This is a genomic window from Halomonas sp. CnH100-B, from assembly GCF_024124605.1.
Lineage (GTDB): Bacteria > Pseudomonadota > Gammaproteobacteria > Pseudomonadales > Halomonadaceae > Vreelandella.
The window spans coordinates 375,831-394,231 of sequence record NZ_JAMXRX010000001.1 but is presented as its reverse complement, the minus strand read 5'-3'; the positions used below and the strand labels follow the sequence as shown (position 1 = coordinate 394,231).

At 58.7% G+C, this 18,401-nt stretch carries 18 protein-coding genes; 3 read left to right on the top strand and 15 right to left on the bottom strand.

The genetic code is table 11. The features are described from left to right. Nucleotides 1-6: 6 nt before the first annotated feature. From acpS to rpoE, 12 genes are all read right to left on the bottom strand, one after another. A complete protein-coding gene (gene acpS / locus NH398_RS01725; RefSeq protein WP_159343764.1) occupies nucleotides 7-384 on the bottom strand; it encodes a holo-ACP synthase in 378 nt (125 codons plus the stop codon). Nucleotide 385: 1 nt separating this feature from the next. After that, nucleotides 386-1,207: a pyridoxine 5'-phosphate synthase gene (gene pdxJ / locus NH398_RS01720; RefSeq protein WP_253016069.1), complete on the bottom strand. Its 822-nt coding sequence runs from the start codon at nucleotides 1,205-1,207 to the stop codon at nucleotides 386-388. Between the two features lie 59 nt (nucleotides 1,208-1,266). Beyond that, nucleotides 1,267-1,962, bottom strand: coding sequence for a DNA repair protein RecO (recO, locus tag NH398_RS01715; RefSeq protein ID WP_253016067.1), 696 nt, complete (start codon nucleotides 1,960-1,962; stop codon nucleotides 1,267-1,269). Nucleotides 1,963-1,970: 8 nt separating this feature from the next. Then, nucleotides 1,971-2,870: a GTPase Era gene (gene era, locus NH398_RS01710; RefSeq protein WP_159342481.1), complete on the bottom strand. Its 900-nt coding sequence runs from the start codon at nucleotides 2,868-2,870 to the stop codon at nucleotides 1,971-1,973. Beyond that, entirely contained in the window at nucleotides 2,867-3,559 is a 693-nt protein-coding gene (rnc, locus tag NH398_RS01705; protein WP_044628375.1) for a ribonuclease III, read from the bottom strand. Before rnc ends, era begins: the two co-directional genes overlap by 4 nt. Nucleotides 3,560-3,623: 64 nt before the next feature. After that, the gene (lepB, locus tag NH398_RS01700; RefSeq protein ID WP_159342482.1) at nucleotides 3,624-4,427 is read right to left on the bottom strand and encodes a signal peptidase I; all 804 of its coding nucleotides are present in this window, start codon (nucleotides 4,425-4,427) and stop codon (nucleotides 3,624-3,626) included. Between the two features lie 15 nt (nucleotides 4,428-4,442). Then, nucleotides 4,443-6,260, bottom strand: coding sequence for a translation elongation factor 4 (lepA, locus tag NH398_RS01695; protein WP_153843674.1), 1,818 nt, complete (start codon nucleotides 6,258-6,260; stop codon nucleotides 4,443-4,445). Nucleotides 6,261-6,447: 187 nt separating this feature from the next. Then, nucleotides 6,448-7,860: a DegQ family serine endoprotease gene (locus tag NH398_RS01690; protein WP_253016065.1), complete on the bottom strand. Its 1,413-nt coding sequence runs from the start codon at nucleotides 7,858-7,860 to the stop codon at nucleotides 6,448-6,450. Nucleotides 7,861-7,926: 66 nt separating this feature from the next. After that, nucleotides 7,927-8,382 (bottom strand): SoxR reducing system RseC family protein, encoded by a 456-nt coding sequence (locus NH398_RS01685; RefSeq protein ID WP_253016063.1) that lies wholly within the window; start codon nucleotides 8,380-8,382, stop codon nucleotides 7,927-7,929. A 2-nt stretch (nucleotides 8,383-8,384) separates the two neighbouring features. Continuing rightward, entirely contained in the window at nucleotides 8,385-9,344 is a 960-nt protein-coding gene (locus NH398_RS01680) for a MucB/RseB C-terminal domain-containing protein (protein ID WP_253016061.1), read from the bottom strand. Between the two features lie 52 nt (nucleotides 9,345-9,396). Next, nucleotides 9,397-10,131, bottom strand: coding sequence for a sigma-E factor negative regulatory protein (locus tag NH398_RS01675; RefSeq protein ID WP_253016059.1), 735 nt, complete (start codon nucleotides 10,129-10,131; stop codon nucleotides 9,397-9,399). A 240-nt stretch (nucleotides 10,132-10,371) separates the two neighbouring features. Further along, the gene (rpoE, locus tag NH398_RS01670; protein WP_159342487.1) at nucleotides 10,372-10,971 is read right to left on the bottom strand and encodes an RNA polymerase sigma factor RpoE; all 600 of its coding nucleotides are present in this window, start codon (nucleotides 10,969-10,971) and stop codon (nucleotides 10,372-10,374) included. A 354-nt stretch (nucleotides 10,972-11,325) separates the two neighbouring features. Between rpoE and NH398_RS01665 the strand changes: the two genes are divergently transcribed. Beyond that, nucleotides 11,326-12,402 (top strand): 3-deoxy-7-phosphoheptulonate synthase, encoded by a 1,077-nt coding sequence (locus NH398_RS01665; RefSeq protein WP_253016057.1) that lies wholly within the window; start codon nucleotides 11,326-11,328, stop codon nucleotides 12,400-12,402. 83 nt (nucleotides 12,403-12,485) lie between these two features. Here the strand turns inward: NH398_RS01665 and dinG are convergent, their stop codons facing one another. Further along, nucleotides 12,486-14,615, bottom strand: a complete 2,130-nt coding sequence (dinG, locus tag NH398_RS01660) for an ATP-dependent DNA helicase DinG (RefSeq protein WP_253016055.1) — start codon at nucleotides 14,613-14,615, stop codon at nucleotides 12,486-12,488. 5 nt (nucleotides 14,616-14,620) lie between these two features. Continuing rightward, nucleotides 14,621-15,895, bottom strand: a complete 1,275-nt coding sequence (gene rhlB / locus NH398_RS01655) for an ATP-dependent RNA helicase RhlB (RefSeq protein ID WP_159342490.1) — start codon at nucleotides 15,893-15,895, stop codon at nucleotides 14,621-14,623. A 145-nt stretch (nucleotides 15,896-16,040) separates the two neighbouring features. Here rhlB and NH398_RS01650 point away from each other — a divergent pair, with 145 nt between their 5' ends. After that, nucleotides 16,041-16,289, top strand: a complete 249-nt coding sequence (locus NH398_RS01650) for a hypothetical protein (RefSeq protein WP_159342491.1) — start codon at nucleotides 16,041-16,043, stop codon at nucleotides 16,287-16,289. Next, the gene (gene xthA, locus NH398_RS01645) at nucleotides 16,289-17,116 is read left to right on the top strand and encodes an exodeoxyribonuclease III (RefSeq protein ID WP_253016552.1); all 828 of its coding nucleotides are present in this window, start codon (nucleotides 16,289-16,291) and stop codon (nucleotides 17,114-17,116) included. Before NH398_RS01650 ends, xthA begins: the two co-directional genes overlap by 1 nt. A gap of 123 nt (nucleotides 17,117-17,239) precedes the next feature. On the opposite strand, the gene NH398_RS01640 is transcribed toward xthA, so the two are convergent. Then, a complete protein-coding gene (locus NH398_RS01640; protein ID WP_366069913.1) occupies nucleotides 17,240-18,397 on the bottom strand; it encodes a hypothetical protein in 1,158 nt (385 codons plus the stop codon). Nucleotides 18,398-18,401 lie beyond the last annotated feature (4 nt).

Below are 18,401 nucleotides of genomic sequence, written 5' to 3'. Positions count from 1 at the left end.
GCGACGCTAGCGCTCCAGCACTACAAAGGCGACGGCGTAATCGGCTTCGTCGCTGAGGGTAATATGAGCCGCCGTGGCACCGCTGGCGTCAAATAGACGCTGCGCTTCGCCACTGAGCTTGAGACTAGGCTTACCCAGCGCATCGTTGAGTACCTGTATCTCGCCCCACTGCATGCCCTGACGAAGCCCCAACCCTAACGCTTTCACGAAAGCCTCTTTGGCCGCAAAGCGTTTCGCCAGATAAGCCGTCGCCTGGCCTTTCGACTGCCAAGCACGCTGCTCGTCTGGCCCTAAGATACGCTGTGCAAAGCGGGGGCCGTGACGGGTCACGGCCTGACGAAAACGCTCGACCCGGGCGATGTCCGAGCCAATCCCGACGATCATGTTAGTGACCGCAGCAAGAGTGACCATCACCGTGATCGTGGTCATGGTCGTGCTCGTGAGCATCCAGGGCGGCCATCAAACCCGCTTCCTGCCCCGCAATGATCAAACGCTTCATCTCCTGAACGGCGTCCTTCAATCCGACGAATAGCGCGCGAGCGATGATGGCGTGGCCAATGTTGAGCTCGTTGACGCCGGGTAGCGCGGCAATGGCTTCCACGTTGTGATAATGCAGACCGTGTCCGGCATTGACCACCAGGCCTAACGACACAGCATGCACCGCCGCCGCACTCAGGCGGTCATACTCAGCGTTGGCCTCGGCGCTCCCAGGTTTTGCTTCGGCATAAGCCCCGGTATGCAACTCAATGGTGGGTGCTCCGGCACGTTTGGCGGCGTCGATTTGCGCCTCGTCCGGGTCGATGAACAGCGACACATCGCAGCCCGCAGCCGTAAGACGCTGGCAGGCACTGGCGATCTGTTCGAAGCCCCCGACCACATCCAACCCGCCTTCGGTGGTCAACTCTTCGCGCTTTTCGGGCACTAAACACACGTGCGCTGGGCGCACCTCTTCCGCCAGCGCCAGCATCTCCTCGGTAACGGCCATTTCCAGGTTCATGCGCGTGTTGAGCACTTCCGCCAGCAGTCGAACGTCGCGGGGCTGAATATGGCGACGGTCTTCGCGCAGATGGACGGTAATGCCATCAGCGCCCGCCTCTTCAGCCAGCAGGGCTGCCTGGACCGGGTCGGGGTAGCGCGTGCCGCGGGCTTGGCGCAGCGTGGCAATATGGTCGATGTTAACGCCGAGTAAAATCCGTGGGGGGTGCATGAAGAACTCCAATCTGTGAATGGCAGTAGATGACGATTGCGATCAGTGGTAACGGTAGCTTACGGGCGCTGGCGACGGCGGGCCAAATCCAGCATCAGTTCACGAGAACGTAGCGCAGTAGGCCCCAAATGAGGGGCCAATGCGGCCCGCATGACCGCTTTGAGCGCACTCGCTAAGCCGGGCGGCTGCCAATCACCCTGCTCGATGTAGCGTAAGGTGCGCCCTTCGATACCTTGCTCTGCGGCCATGAACGCGCGGCTATTCGCATCGAAACGGTAGCGCTGATGTGGGTCCAGCGCCCCGCCGTCGGGGGTGCAAAACCGAGGCGTAGCGTCGAGCACGTCCAAAAGCGCCCATTCGTAGCGCCTCAGCGCCAGCCCCCGCTCAGCAGGCACCGGTAGTGCGTCGAGCAGCGCGCTATAGAAGGCGAAGACATCGGTGGCGTTCAGTTCGAGGGGCAGTAAACGGGTAGCAATTTCGTTGGCATATAGGCCGCACAGCAGACCTTCGCCCGCCAGCAGCGCGGTGTGCCCACGGGACTCCATCAACGTGAGACGCTTCAGTTCTCGATCTCCCCGCCAGGACACGAACAGCGGAGTAAACGGCTGCAGCCGCTGGCGAGATTTAGAGCCGGGGCGCTGGCCACCGTGGGCCACCGCCCGGATGCGGCCATGATTGAGCGTCAATAAATCGACCAGCGCGCTGGTTTCACGGTATGCCCGACGGTGCAGCAGAAACGCAGGCTCGGCGGTCATGGTCGCACTCAATCGAGATCGTAACCCAGGCTCTTCAGCGCTCGCTCGTCATCCGACCAGCCACGCTTCACCTTCACCCACAGGTTGAGCATGACTTTGGTGCCCAGCGCACGTTCCATATCTAGACGCGCTTCACGGCCAATGCTCTTGATCCGATCGCCGTTCTCACCGATCAGGATCACCTTCTGCCCCTGGCGCTCCACCAAAATCAGCGCGCTGATATGGGTGACGCGCTCGGTTTCGCGAAACTCTTCGATCTCTACCGTCATCTGATAAGGCAGCTCGTCGCCTAACTGGCGCATGACTTTTTCACGTACCAGCTCAGCCGCCATGAAGCGCAGGCTCTTATCGGTGATTTGGTCTTCCGGGAAGAAGTGAATGCTCTCCGGCAGGTGCTTGGCGACCTCTTCTTCCAGCGTCTCGACTTGGGTACCGTGCTTGGCGGAGATGGGCACCACGGCGGCAAATTCGCGGCGCGCCCCCACATCTGCCAGCCAGGGCAGCAGATCGCCTTTATCCTGAAGGCGGTCGACCTTGTTAACGGCCAAGATGACCGGCGCCTTCACATGCTCCAAGCGTTTCAGGACGGCTTGATCTTCGTCCGTCCAGCGGGTGCGGTCGATGATGAACACGACGCAGTCGACATCGCGAAGCGCTTGCGTCGCCGCTTGGTTCATGAAGCGGTTGATGGCTTTGTTGCGATCCTTGGACATGATGTGCATGCCCGGCGTATCGACGTAGATGAACTGCGTTTCATCGACGGTTTTGATCCCCATCACCTGGTGGCGCGTGGTTTGCGGCCGCCGTGACGTGATCGAGATTTTCTGCCCCAGAATCCGGTTCATGAGGGTTGATTTGCCTACGTTGGGTCGGCCAACGATGGCCACGAATCCGCAGGTTTGGCTCATGATTTGTCTCCAGGGGGTTGTTCGAGGTAGGACAATGCTTCTTCCGCGGCCTGCTGTTCAGCGTGGCGGCGGCTGGGGCCTTTACCAGTGGTATGCTCGCTTAGCAGCTCGATGTAGCACTCCACGGTAAAGGTCTGGGCATGCGCCTCTCCCTTCACAGAGACCACTTCATAGCGCGGCAGCGCCGCTTGGCGCGACTGCAAAAATTCTTGTAAGCGGGTTTTGGGATCTTTCTGGGTATCTTGTAGCGAGATGTTTTCCAGACGCTCGGCGTACCACGCCAGCACACGCTCGCGGACGGCATCCATACCGGCATCCAGATAAATCGCGCCGATCACGGCTTCTACGGCGTCCGCCAGAATCGACTCCCGGCGGTGTCCGCCGCTTTTCATTTCCCCGGACCCAAGCCGTAGGCACTCGCCAAAGGCCATTTCGCGGGCCAGCTCGGCCAGGGTCTGGCCTTTGACCAACCGAGCGCGCAGGCGGGAAAGTTGCCCTTCCCGCGCCTGGGGAAACCGCTGAAACAGCGCTTCGGCGATGACGAAATTGACGATGGAGTCACCTAGAAATTCCAGGCGCTCATTGTTGCGACCACCGTAGCTGCGATGGGTCATGGCCAGTTCCAAAAGCGTTGGGTCGCCAAAGGTATGGCCGATTCGTCGGCAAAAAGCGGTTAAGGAATTACTCACAGTGCTCCTACGTCATTGACGTTAACTAAGATAACCACACTAACGGTTTGTACATTATGCTGGTTCATTCGATACGCCGTACGCTGGTGAAACTGGGAAGACCACCGTCCCAGTGCATCCAAACCGCAAAGGCGCGCCCTACGATATTCTCTTCGGGCACGAAGCCCCAGTAGCGACTGTCGTTGGAGTGGTCGCGGTTATCCCCCATCATGAAGTAATGGCCTTCGGGCACGACCACCTCGCGCATTTGCGGGCCTGGGTCACGGGGATTGTTGTAGATGAAATGGCTGACTTCCCCCAACTGCTCCTCAAGCAGCAGCTGCTGAGGCGACAGCGCGGGCCCTTCTTCGATCAGCGCTTTGGCAATGGGCTCACCATTGACGTAAAGCTGCTTGCCCTCGTAGCGAATGCGGTCGCCGGGCAGACCCACGACGCGTTTGATGAAATTCACCGATGGCTCTTCGGGAAAGCGGAACACCATGACATCGCCTCGCTCTGGATCGTCCACTTCCAAGAAGCGATGATGAACGACCGGCAGACGCAGTCCGTAAGCGAATTTATTCACGAGAATAAAATCGCCCACTTCTAACGTGGGCTTCATGGAGCCGGAAGGAATCTGAAACGGCTCGATGATGAAGCTGCGTACCACCAGCACGACCAGCAAGACAGGAAAGAACGAACGGGAGTAGTCAACGGGCCACGGCTCTTTTAAGAGCTTCTCCCGCGTCGGCGCATCCAAGCCTTCCATGGTGGCTTTTTCCGCCTTGGCCACACGCTCACGGCGCTTTGGCCGAAGCACCAGCACATCCAACAGGTAAATGGCCCCGGAGAGCGCAACGGCGAGTACCAGTAGTAGTGAAAAATCCATGTGGGGTTCGTATCCCTAGTCGTTAACCTTGAGCACAGCAAGGAAGGCATCCTGGGGAATTTCGACACGCCCCACCTGTTTCATCCGTTTCTTACCGGCCTTCTGTTTCTCTAGCAGCTTTTTCTTACGGCTAACGTCGCCGCCGTAACACTTCGCCGTGACGTTTTTACGCAGCGCCTTCACCGTGGAGCGGGCCACGACTTGGCCACCAATCGCCGCCTGGATCGCGACGTCGAACATTTGCCGTGGGATCAGCTCTTTCATCTTTTCCACCAGCAAGCGACCGCGCGAGTGGGCATGGTCACGGTGAATGATGACCGCCAACGCATCGACTTTGTCGCCGTTGATCAAGACATCCAGACGTACCAGCTTCGCGGCTTCGAAACGTTCGAAGTTGTACTCCAGCGAGGCGTAGCCACGAGAGATGGATTTTAAACGGTCAAAGAAGTCCATGACCACTTCGGACATGGGCAGCTCGTAAGTAAGCTGGATCTGATTGCCCAGGAACTGCATGTCGAGCTGAGTACCGCGGCGCTGCTCGCACTCGGCGATGACGTTGCCGACGAATTCCTGCGGCACCAGAATGCTGGCCCGCACGATGGGCTCACGCATCTGCTCCACATCGGCCATGTCGGGCAGTTTGGAGGGGTTGGAGACATACTGAATGTCGCCATTCTTCATGGCCAGCTCGTACACAACCGTCGGCGCCGTGGTGAGCAGGTCCAGATCGTACTCACGCTCCAGACGCTCCTGGATGATCTCCATGTGCAGCGTACCGAGGAAACCCACGCGGAAGCCGAAGCCCAGCGCATCGGAGTTTTCCGGCTCATACTCCAGCGACGCGTCGTTGAGAGCCAGTTTTTCCAGGGCATCGCGGAAGTCTTCGTAATCGTCTGCGCTGACCGGGAACATACCGGCATAAACCTGAGGCTTCACTTTCTGGAAACCGGGGAGACGCGGTACGTCTGGCGTCTTGGTATGGGTAATGGTATCCCCCACCGGCGCGCCGTGAATCTCTTTGATACCGGCGACGATAAAGCCAACCTCACCGGCGCGAAGAATATTGGTCTCTTTGCGCAGCGGTGTGAAGATACCGACTTCGGTGGCGTTCCAGTCGCGACCCGTCGACTTAATACGGATCTTGTCGCCTTTGCGCAGCGTGCCGTCGAACAGGCGCACCAGCGACACGACGCCCAGGTAGTTATCGAACCAGGAGTCGATGATCAGCGCTTGCAGCGGTGCTTCGGGGTCCCCCTTGGGCGGCGGAATGTCACGCACCAGCCGTTCGAGCAGCTCGTTGATGCCGATACCGCTTTTTGCCGACACTTGGCAGGCATCCGTGGCATCCAGGCCGATGATCTCCTCTACCTCCTGAGCAACCCGGTCTGGGTCGGCCTGGGGCAGGTCGATCTTGTTCAGAACGGGCAGCACTTCTAGGCCCTGTTCGATGGCGGTGTAACAGTTAGCCACCGACTGCGCTTCCACCCCTTGTGCCGCATCGACGACAAGCAGCGCCCCTTCACAGGCGTAGAGTGAGCGCGACACTTCGTAGGAGAAGTCGACGTGCCCTGGCGTGTCGATGAAGTTGAGCTGGTAGACCTGGCCATCGGCAGCGGTGTAGTCCAGCGTCACCGACTGCGCTTTGATGGTAATACCCCGCTCACGCTCGATATCCATGGAGTCGAGCACTTGCTCCTTCAGCTCACGTTCTGTCAAACCGCCACAGGTCTGAATCAAACGGTCAGAGAGCGTCGATTTACCGTGGTCGATGTGGGCAATGATGGAGAAATTGCGAATATGCTTGAGCTTTCCGCTGGAAACGTCATGAGACATCGAGTGTGTTCTGCCTTATTGGTACGCAAGCGTAGGTGTTGCGGCGCTGGGCCGAAGGGCGAAAAACGGAAACCGCACCACTGCATTGCCAAAGTTCATCAAAAGATAAGCGCTATTGTAGCGATATGCGCGGGATAGGAACAGCAGTCCGGCGAGAACCGCCGGACTGGAGGGAGTAGCGTAAAGATTATTCGAGGCGAAGCGCGACGAATAGAGAGCGACCATCGCGATACAAACGCACTGGAATCGCCCGATCGTTAGGCAGCGCTTCGACGATACGCATTAGCTCGTCCGCCGATGCGACACTGCGATGGTCGATACTCACCAGGATATCGCCAGCGCGAAGCCCTGCCTGCGCCGCAACGCTGTCCGGCTCGACCTGACGCACTTCAACGCCGCCATTGATCCCCAAACGCTCACGGGTGGCTTGGTCGATTTCTGCAACGGCCACGCCCAAGCGCACTTGATTGTCGCTGCCCGATGCCGAAGCGGACGCTTGCATATCTGGCCAGCTACCCAGCTCGACGGTTTCCGATACCTGCTCGCCATCACGCATCAGCGTGAGTTCGACATCGTCTCCCGGTGCCACGCGACCAATCAGACGGGGCAGCGTGCTGGAGCGATCCACTTCTTCGCCGTTGACTTCGAGGATCACGTCACCTGCTTGCAAACCACCTTGAGCCGCCGGTCCTTCTGGGTCTAAATCGGCAATCAGTGCTCCAATCGCTTCACTCATACCGAACGACTCGGCTAAGTCCTGCGAGACGGGTTGGATCATCACCCCCAGCCAACCGCGATTCACGCGACCATCTTCACGAAGTTGATCAGCCACATCCATGGCGACGTTGATGGGAATGGCGAACGAGAGCCCCATGAAGCCGCCACTACGGGTAAAGATTTGCGAATTGATACCGATGACTTCGCCTTCCAGATTAAACAGCGGGCCACCGGAGTTGCCGGGGTTAATGGCGACATCGGTTTGAATGAACGGCACGTAAGCATCACGCGGCAAGGTGCGGTTGATCGCGCTGACGATCCCTGCCGTCACCGAGTGATCGAACCCAAACGGAGAGCCAATGGCCGCGACCCACGCCCCCACTTTCAACTCGTCGGAATCGCCCAAATTCAGCACCGGCAAGTTATTGGCGTCGATTTTCAGCAGCGCCACATCGGTTTGCGCATCGCTACCAATCAGTTCGGCGGGCAATTCACGACGGTCGTTGAGGCGTACTAGAATTTCATCGGCATCCTGCACCACGTGCGCATTGGTCATCACATAGCCATCGGCACTGATGATGAACCCCGAGCCGAGCGATTGGCGCTCTTGACTACGACCACCGCCGCTACCACTGCCGGGAGGCGTGGGAAAACTATCGCCAAAGAAGTGACGGAATATTTCGGGGATTTCCTGATTGCCAAACCCCTGTAGGGCCGGGCTTCGCTGGACCGTTCGACTCGTGGAAATATTGACGACGCCCGGGGCGGCGTCTTCTACCAGCTCAGTGAAATCGGGCAGCGTTTGCGCATGGGCATGTTGGCCGATCAAGAACATCGCGACCAAGCATATCCATAGTGTCGAGGGGAGAACCAAGCGCTTCATGCAACAGCTCCTAGTCAAGCAGATACGAAACGAAGGGAGTGCAACTCTTAGCGAGCTACGGAACAACTAACTGACCAAGCGCGGCCGGAAGCGTTCCATCCGCCCGCGCATTAGGTATTTAAGGGTCAATACGCTGCACATCAAGGTACCAAAGAACAGCATCACACATAGCCATTCACGCCCTCCAAGCAGCGAGGCCAACCCTGCCGCCAGCATCGCCAGGAACAGCGGCACGGCATAGATCAACAGCGTTAGGTGGCTGACTTGATGCTTGGGCAGCGCAATCGTGACGGTGCTACCTAAGGGATACGCTGCGTGGTGTGAAAGGGGCGAGGGGGAAGGAAGTACGGTGATGCGCTGCTGTTGGCGGCGGGCTAGTAGCCCCATGCCGCAACCACGTCCCTCGGCGCACTGCTGACAAGCATTACCCAGGGAGACATCGACGATCACCCCGGTCTCGGTATGCCCTACCACACTGCCCGTTCTGAATAGCGGCTCGCCTCCAGTGTCAGAGTGTGCCATGGCTAGGGCGCTATACGGACGGATTGCACGATACGCTGCAGCATATCTGGCGGCAGCTCACCAACGCCGACCAGCTGCCAGCGCTGCTCACCCTCGGACACCAACGAAATCGCTGCCGTGGAGACGCCCAATCGGTGCACGCCCTCTTCGAGCATGGGTTGCTCGACAGGGCTGACGAAGAGGCTCACCGCTGCCAAACCATCGCTATAGACCCGTTGATTCGTGACCGCTTGCCCTGGCTCCTGTGGTTGGGCAATGAAGCCCTCGGGGAGCCAATCGACTTGCCATGAGTGAGACGGACGCTCGGTACTCACATCGCCAGCGACATTGCCCTCATAAAGCGAAGGCGACTGAAGCTGGGTAATTTGAAAGGTTTCTAGTACACGCTCTTGATGGTCGCTCATGACATGCTTGAGCAGTAGCCCTGTCGATTTATCGACCCACCATGCGTGCAGATAACGCTGCTGATCGCGAGGGGAAAAACGCAGCTCTACCGCGTCACGTCCAGCGACACGCGCATTGTCTTGGAGGGAAATATCATAATGAGAGGCGACGTGTTCCGCCCAGGCTTGCGAGGCGCTGAGCTCGCCACCCTCTTCGGGGGTAAAACTCGCCATATAGCCTGCAATGGAGCGGCGCTCGATACTGACGGAAGGCCCATCCAAATGCTGTACGACCTGCTGACGCACACCCTCTCGAATGCGATGGGATAGCGCCAGCGTTCTGACACCCAGCGCATCAATGGTGACCGCACGTGCCTGAAAATCATAGCAGTGCCCTGCCACCATGCTACGCGCTAACCATGCCTGGGCAGAGTCGGGCACCGAATCGTCGGCAACGGCCGAACAGGCAGTGGCGGGCTGCGCATCCGCGTTGACCGAGGAGGGAGCCAGGCTTACAACGACCAGCCCCCACGCCAACGCCAGCGGGACTCCCCAAAAGCTTTTTCTAGCAGTCGCCATACCGATCAAACAGCCTCTTACGTCACGATGAGGTTCAAAACGCGTTAGCGAACTACCGCTGACCCAATGGCTCGGTCACCGATGAACGCATCAGTGGCATCCAGCTGTCGCCACTGCCGTTGGCTGCTCCCTGAGCATGCTGCTCTAGGTACGATTGCAACATGCGCAGTTGATCTACATCGATCGCTGTGGCTTGCTGGGCCATCGTGCCTTGCGGTGCCACCGGCGTTGAGAAGCCCGATTCGCTGATATTCATCAAGCCGCCATTGCCCGACTGGCCGTTGATACGAAAAGGCGTCGGCTCGAACATGGGCATTTCAGACGACATCATTGATGCAGGCTGCGAGGCGCCCAAATTGACCGGCTGCACTTGAGCCCCCACGCTGGACTGCGAGGCGACCGTGTTGCTACCTGGCTGAGCAGTGCCGGTCGAGCCGTTACCGCTAAAGAACTGAACGCCGGTAATGACCATCAGCGAAACGGCAGCCGCGACACCAGCACCACGGGCAAAGGAGATGCCACCGGCGCCGGCAGGGGCAGCGACCGTTTCACTCTCCATCACCGGGGCAGGCTCTTCGTTGAGGCGCGCCAGGATGCCTGCCGATAGATCGACACTGACATCGACGCTGCGCTCGCGCTGCATCATGCTGCGTGCCAAATGGTAGCGACGCCATGTCTCTGCCGCATCGGCATCGTCAGGTAGTGATTTCAACACTCGGCGCAATTCAAGCTCATCACTTTCGTTGTCCATCAATGCTGAAAGTGATTCCCGTGTGTTTTGACTCATACTTCACACCCTCACACTGTGTTAGAAGAAGCTCAGCGACCACACGGCTCATGCGTGTTTTAGCCGCAAAACCTCGCAGGCCAAGACCCTGTTACTCAACCATCGCCAGCGCATGGCAAGGGGATGGTTTAACGCGATCATGCTAGACAGCCTCTATGACGCTTCACTTGCCAGACAGTTCACTAAAAACGCAAAAACGTAAATATTTGTGACGCCTAAGCCCGATTCATTGGACGCGGCTCATTCGTCTCGACTGTTGCGAGCCGTGGTGACCAGCGGGCGAATATGCTCATCGACGGCCTCTCGCGCGCGAAAAATGCGCGAGCGAACGGTCCCTACCGGGCACTGCATGACTTGCGCAATATCTTCGTAGGCCAACCCGTCCAACTCGCGTAGCGTAATGGCCGTCCGCAAATCGTCAGGTAGCTTTTCGATCGCTTCGAAGACAGCCGCTTCCAGCTGGTCGCGGGCAATGGACGCCTCGGGTGACTCGGCATCTGCCAAGCGACCGCTTTGATCGACGATTTCCGCATCAACGATATCCAAGTCACTGCCGGGCGGCCGACGACCGCGAGACACCAAGTGGTTCTTGGCCGTATTGATAGCGATGCGGTACATCCAGGTATAGAACGCGCTCTCCGCTCGAAACTTACCCAGTGCCCGATAGGCTTTAATGAAGGCTTCCTGCGCAACGTCCTGCACTTCCGCATGGTCGTGCACGTAACGCCCAATCAAACCGATGATTTTGTGCTGGTACTTCTTCACCAGCAGATCAAAAGCACGTGTGTCACCTTTCTGAGCACGCTCAACCAGCTGTTGGTCCGTTTCACGAGTGCCCATTCACACGCTCCTTTTGCTCGTACGCATCGCGCCGAGCATTGTTTCTTTGTCGCCCTGGTGTTCGGGCCTTCACAGCGAGCAGCATAGCGTCCCTTGGGCATCTGTTAATTTTCATGGAGGACATCGGCAGGCGACCTTGGCCTACCCCTCGGTGGTGGTGCGCAAATGAGCTTGCGCCAATGTCATCTAGTGTTACGCGTTCTTAGCAGCGCATCAAGCGCTTACCCCCTTTCTTAAAAACCCTGAGGCTGACATTTTTCCTTAATGCAAAGTTCCGTAACAATTGATTTTTACCACCGTGACGCGCCATAGTAGTGACCACTTTTCGCCCATCGCGCACGCACAGGTAGCAAGATGTCAGATCAACAGGTTAGTAACCTTAACGTCCTGGCCCAGGATGTTCTTACCACGCCCGACGCACTGAAGAGTGCTATCCCCCTCACGGAAAGCGCCGAGCGCTCGGTAATCGAGGGTCGCCAAACCATTCAAAACATTCTGGATGGCAAAGATCCGCGTTTGCTGGTGGTCGTTGGCCCCTGCTCCATTCACGACGTCGAAGCAGCGCTGGATTATGCGCGCCGCCTGCGTACGCTAGCGGACCAGGTCAGCGACAGTTTGTATATCGTGATGCGCGTCTATTTCGAAAAGCCGCGGACGACCGTGGGCTGGAAAGGGTTGATCAACGACCCGCACCTGAACGACTCTTTCGAAATTGACGAAGGGCTGCACATTGCCCGTAAACTGCTGGTCGACCTGGCGGAAATGGGGCTACCGTTGGCCACCGAGGCGCTTGACCCAATCTCGCCTCAGTACCTGCAAGACTGCATTAGCTGGTCGGCCATTGGCGCTCGCACCACCGAGTCCCAAACGCACCGCGAAATGGCTTCCGGCCTCTCCTGCCCCGTCGGTTTCAAAAACGGCACCGACGGTAGCCTGGACGTAGCGATCAACGCGCTGCAGTCCGTGGCGAACCCGCATAACTTCTTGGGCATCAACCAGGCCGGTCAGGTCGCCATCATCCGCACCCGAGGCAATGCCTACGGTCATGTGGTACTGCGCGGCGGTAACGGCAAGCCTAACTACGACAGCGTGAGTGTCGCACTGGCAGAGAAAGAGCTGAAAAAAGCCAACCTCTCGGCCAACATCATGATCGACTGCTCACACGCCAACTCGAATAAAGACGCCGCCCTGCAGCCGCTGGTACTGGAAAACGTCACCAACCAGATTTTGGAAGGCAATACCTCCATCATCGGCTTGATGGTGGAATCCAACATTGGTTGGGGCAATCAAAAAGTACCGGCCGATTTGAGCCAGCTGCAGTACGGCGTATCGATCACCGACGCCTGCATTGATTGGGATACTACCGTCGAGACGTTCACTCGCATGAACGAAAAGCTCGCGTCCGTTTTGGCCAAGCGCACCGCTCAATAACGCGCACCTGCCATCAAAACGTCCCGCCGGGCTGCCGCTCGCCGGGACGTGTTCGTTTCCCATCCCCTAACGCGATCTATCGACTACGCCTGTATATCCCGCTTGAAAGGCGGCAGTGCATCCAACAATGCCTGACCATAGCGCCGCGTGATCACACGGCGATCCAGCAAGGTAATTACCCCGCGATCACTCTCTTTTCGGATCAAACGGCCACATGCTTGCACGAGCTTGATCGACGCATCCGGCACGCTGATACGCATGAAGGGATTGCCGCCCTGACTCTCGATCCATTCTGCCAGCGTCGCCCCCACCGGATCATCGGGCACGGCAAACGGTAGCCGGGTAATCACCACATGGGTGAGGTAATCCCCCGGCAAATCGATCCCTTCGGCGAAACTTGCCAAGCCAAAAATCACGCTCCCCTTGCCACCATCCACCGCTGCTCTGTGTCGCTCGATGAGCTCTCGTTTGGGCAGTGCGTCTTGGGCCAAGATGCGCTCTTTTGCCGCGGCAGGCAGCGCTTTTTCGACCGCGCGCAGCTGGGCACGAGAGGAAAACAGCACCAGCGCCGCCTCCTCCTCGCCGAGCTGTGACACAAAGCTCACGATCGCACGCTCATGCGCTTCCCGGTCGCTAGGGTCCGTCGCCTCGGCGGGCACTCGTAAGACGGCGTTGGCATAGTCAAACGGGCTGGGCAGCGCCTGATAGCGGTATCGGTTTGCCAATCCGGCGCGCTCTTGCAACCGCTCGAAGCGGCCCAGCGCCGTTAACGTGGCGGAAGTCACCACGGCCCCGTGGCAGCGGCCCCACAAATGCTTGGCAAGCGTGTGCGCGGCCGACACGGGGCTGGCCGAAAACTCGATCTCCGGCTCCCCCGCCACACGGCTAAGGGTTATCCAGCGCGCGCTCGGTGGGGCATTGGGAGCATCCTGCTCGCTGAACGCTTGCCATAAGGCGTGGGCATCCAGTGCGCGGCCGTGAAGGAGTGCCATCAGCGGCAGCCAGGCCTCAGCCTGATCACGGTCCAAACCGGTTTGCTTATCCGGGTCGAGGCTTTCACGCAAGATATCGCTGATACTCTCCAAACTTCTTGAGAGAGTGGCAAACATGACAAGCAGCTGTTGCGCCTGTTCCCGCAACGCCTCAGTCACTTGGCCTTTCTCAAAACGCTGCTGGTGGCTAGCCTCTTCATCGGCAAGGCCGTTTTCCCGTCCAGCAAGCTGATGCCCCATGCTAAACACGTCGCCCAGCGCGGGCTCCAATCCATGCAGCAGTTCGGGCAACCCGGCCAGCAGTCGGGCAATGGTGGGTTGAACCGCCAGCCCCTGGTGCAAATCCGTCAAACTACTTTTCAGAGTTTTCAACCAGCGCAGACAGCCGTGCACGGCAAAGCGGTGGGCAAAGTGCGATAGCGCTTTATCCGGCAGGTGGTGGCCTTCGTCGAAGATAAAGATGCAGTCAGCGGGGTCCGGCAAAATGGCACCGCCACCAAGCGCCAAGTCCGCCAACACGAGATCGTGATTGGCGACGATAACGTCAGCATTCTCCAGCTCTCGACGCGAGCGGAAAAAGGCGCAGGCACCGAAGTGGCCGCAGCGGCGACCGGTGCACTGGCGGTGGTCGACCGTCAGCTGTCGCCAGTGCGCGTCCTCGATCGACACCGGCCAAGTATCGCGGTCGCCTTCCCACTCGCCCTTCCCGTAGGCGTCGGCCATATCGGTCGCCAGGACGTTGAAGTCGCTGCTATCGGCTTGCAACGACTGCTCGAACAGCGACAGCGTTGGGTTGGGCTCACTGCCCTCCAAAGCTTGATCCAGCCTAGCCACGCAAACGTAACGTCCGCGTCCTTTGGCTAGCGCATAGCGAAAAGCCACGCCGCTATGGCTCGCCAGTGAAGGCAAATCTTGGTTGAGCACCTGCTCTTGAAGGGCCACGGTGGCCGTCGACACGATGAGCCGTTTGCCCTGTGCCTTGGCGATGGGCAGCCCCGCAATGAGATACGCCAGTGTTTTGCCCGTGCCGGTACCGGCCTCCAACACGCACACATGACTATCGCTAACGCGCTTTCCTTCGCTATCGCACTCGATGTCCCCCAGCGTTCGGGCGATTTCGGCGATCATCAAGCGCTGCCCGTAACGGGGTGTGAGCTCGAGCTTCTCCACCACGTTACGGTAAGCCTGCTGAATATCGTTTTTTAGCGCGTCATTCAGCATTCGAATTACAGCATACCTTCCGGCGGGTGTTCGCAGGGCAGCTTACCGTTGATATAGCGCTCAATCTCTGGCAAGGAGAACGCGTCCTCTTCGCCCACGAAGCTGATCGACACGCCTTTGGCCCCTGCACGGCCGGTACGACCGATGCGGTGAACATAATCTTCCGGATCTTCGGGCAGCGTGTAGTTGATGACGTGGCTCACATCTTCGATATGAATGCCACGGCCGGCCACGTCGGTGGCTACCAGCACCTGCACCTCTCCTTCGCGGAAGCTTTCCAGCGTCTTGATGCGCTGATTCTGCGGTACATCACCAGACAGCATGGCCGCACTGACCCCGGCTTTTTTCAGCAGGTCGTCGAGTTTGCGCACTAGATCCCGGCGGTTACCGAACACCATGACACGCTCGAAGCTCTCCTGCTCCAGAAGCTTCACCAGCAGCCGCTGTTTGTCGTCGTCGGAAACGAGGTAAACACGCTGATCGATATCTGCCTGATTCTCAACGGTCACCTCGATCTCGACATGCGCCGGATTGAGCGTCCACTGACTCGCCAGATTGAGAATATCGTCCGTGAAGGTGGCCGAGAATAGGAACGTTTGACGCTCCTCTTTCTTTGGCGTGTAACGAATGATGCGCTTCACATCGGGAATGAACCCCATGGAAAGCATTCGATCCGCTTCGTCGAGCACCAGCACTTCGGTTTCGGAGAGGTCGATATCGCGTTTCTGGTGGAAGTCCAGCAGACGCCCTGGCGTCGCGACCAGGATATCGATCTTCTTACCCAGGCTTTCGCGCTGTTTTTGGTAATCCATACCGCCCACGACGCTGGCGACGTTGAGCTGAGTGAAACGCGCAAGTGCCTTGGCGTCTTTCTCGATTTGCAGCGCCAGCTCACGGGTCGGCGCAATGATCAGCGCACGGGGAGCCCCCGGCTTTTGACCATCCGGCGTCGGCTCTTCGAGGAAGTAAGCCATGACAGAGATCAAAAAGGCGGCGGTTTTACCGGTGCCCGTCTGCGCTTTACCGACGATGTCGCCACCTAACAGGGTGTGGCGCAGCGCTTCCGCTTGAATGGGCGTGCAGTACTCGAACCCCTGAGCATGTATCGCGCGCATCAAAGGCAGCGGCAGATCAAAGTCATGGAAGCGCCACTTGCCGGCGACGGCGGGCACCTGAAACTGACGAAGATCCCAGTTCGACTGACGACGACGCGGTTTCCGACGGCGACGTTTAGGCTTGCGGTTCTGGGCCGATGCTGTGGTCTGTTCCGACTCGCTCATAGGCTGTGTATCTGTCCATTGCTGTGGATGTTAGGCATCACGAAGTGCGCATTGTACCAGGGGTTGGCGATAAGAGCGCGCCCTGCTGTCGAAGGAGCACGCTAGCCTGTTAGAATGAGGCATACATTAACCCAAGGAGCGCGACATGACGCGTAAGAAAAAGACTCGTTCATTGGCGGATAAAGTGACGATCCGCACCGGTCGCCGCAAAGATTATAAAAAGTGGCGCCATGAGAACCCTGATCAAGTGACCTCGTCGCGCCGCTTCGTTGCCAAAAAGCAGCAGCAGCGTAAGCTTCAGGCCGTGCGCAAATTGGCGCGCCAGCAAAGCGGCCAAACGATCGCCATCCATCCTGACAAAGGGGGCGATCACTCACCAGGAGAGCCGTCTTGATGCGTTTGGTTTCGTTCAATATCAATGGGATTCGGGCACGACTGCACCAGCTTCAAGCGCTGATCGATACCCAACAGCCCGATGTCATCGGCCTTCAAGAAACCAAAGTACAAGACAGCGAATTCCCCGTGGCCGACGTAGAAGCCATGGGCTATCACGTTTTTTACTATGGCCAAAAAGGCCATTACGGCGTTGCACTGCTGTGCCGTCAACAGCCGCAAGCAGTGTTTTACGGCTTTCCCGATGACGACGACGATGCCCAGCGGCGCATGATTGGCGTCAAGTTGCTCGCGGAAGACGGCGAGCCGGTCACGGTATGGAACGGCTACTTCCCTCAAGGCGAAAGCGTCGATCACCCCACCAAGTTTCCGCACAAAGCGCGCTTTTATCAACAGCTCGCCAACCTGCTCAATACTCAGCACGCTCCCGAAGAGCGACTGGCGGTCATGGGTGATTTCAATATCTCACCTGAAGATCAGGATATCGGCATAGGCGAGGCCAACCGGAAGCGCTGGCTGCGGGAGGGCAAAACCAGCTTCCAGCCCATCGAGCGCGAATGGCTGGAAGGCATCAAAGCGTGGGGGCTGAGCGACAGCTACCGTCTGTGCCACCCGCAAAATGACGAGTGGTTTAGCTGGTTCGACTATCGCTCAAAAGGCTTTGACCGAGAGCCGAAGCGCGGTCTTCGCATCGACTACATCCTAGTTTCAAAGCCCTTGGCCGACTGCGTGACCGATGCGGGTATCGACTATCCGCTGCGGGCCATGGAGCGCCCATCGGACCACGCCCCCACCTGGAGCGACTTTTCAGTCATACTCCGTTCATGACGCTGCAAGCGCCGGAGGCTCACCACCGGCGCCCGCTTTAAGATACGACGATGGCTGTTCAAACCTAGCAAGGTCTTGAGAGCAAGGCAGTCGAGCCACTTAGAGCGACGGCTTAGGCAGACATCATTCAAAGTACGCGAGCCACTGCTCTGCTTGGGCATCCCCTAAATTGGCCGCTTGGGTCAGCGCAGCTTCGGCTTGGCGATCCTCTCCCCACCCATAGGCTAGCTGGCCGTACTGCCGCCAATCGCTTGCTGAATCAGTCAACGTTGCCAACTCTCGCCACGCCTCGAGCGCCTTGTCGACATCCTTGGCCTGTTGCCAAGCCGTGGCGCGCAAGCGAAGCGTGGCTTCATCGCGGGGAAGCGTGCCCGCCCCTAGAGCCGCCTCTAAATGCTCGGCAGCGCGTGCAGGCGTCCCTCCGGCCATATGCAGCTCGATCAGGGTGCGGCGTTCCTCTGGCGTAGAAAACTTACCCAACTGCCAGGCTGCTTCCCAAACGGCGGCGGCCACACCTATCTGGCCTGCCTGCTGGGCAAGTCCGGCGGCTTGGCGCCATGCATCGGGGTCGCTGTCGGCATTCAACCCGTCCAACAGCCAGCTCAGCGCCTGTGCGTTATCCCCTGTGTTTCGGAGCACGACATTGGTGAGCGTTTGCTGGTCAGCGGTCAATTCCCCTTGTTCAAGCAGCGGCGCCAGCCACTCCATGGCCTGCTCCCAGCGCTCCTCTTCTGCCAACAGACGCACGAGCTGCCAAGCCGTGTCCGCGTAGCGATCACTGCCCGACGACTCGGATAGCCACTGTTCATACAGGGTAATGGCCCGATCTCGTTCGCCTGCGGCGCGGCGTAGCGACGCTTCGTCCCGCAGCCAGCGACGCAGCTGGCTATCGGGAACGCTAGGCCGTTGGCGGGCGCTGGCCAGCTCATCGGCAGCAGCAAGAGGATCGCCCTGGCGCACCAGCGCACTGGCGGCTAGCTGATGATAAAGCGCGCTCGCCCATTGATCCGCGCGATTACCGCCCGAAAGCCGCTCTGACTGAGCTCGCGCATGGGTGATGATACGGCTTAGCACATCAGGGTCAGCAGAACCGCTTGGCTGGCTGGCCAACTGGCTCTGAAGCCGATTCAGGTCTTGAATCATGTCACCCGGCAGCGGCTCATTGGCCGTCGCGGTGATACTCAGCGCGCTCAGTAGTATGACGCCCATCCATTGCGGCATCGTACGTTGACGGTGAGCGACAACGATAGGGCTGGTTGACGGATTTTTTCTTCGCAACATGTCA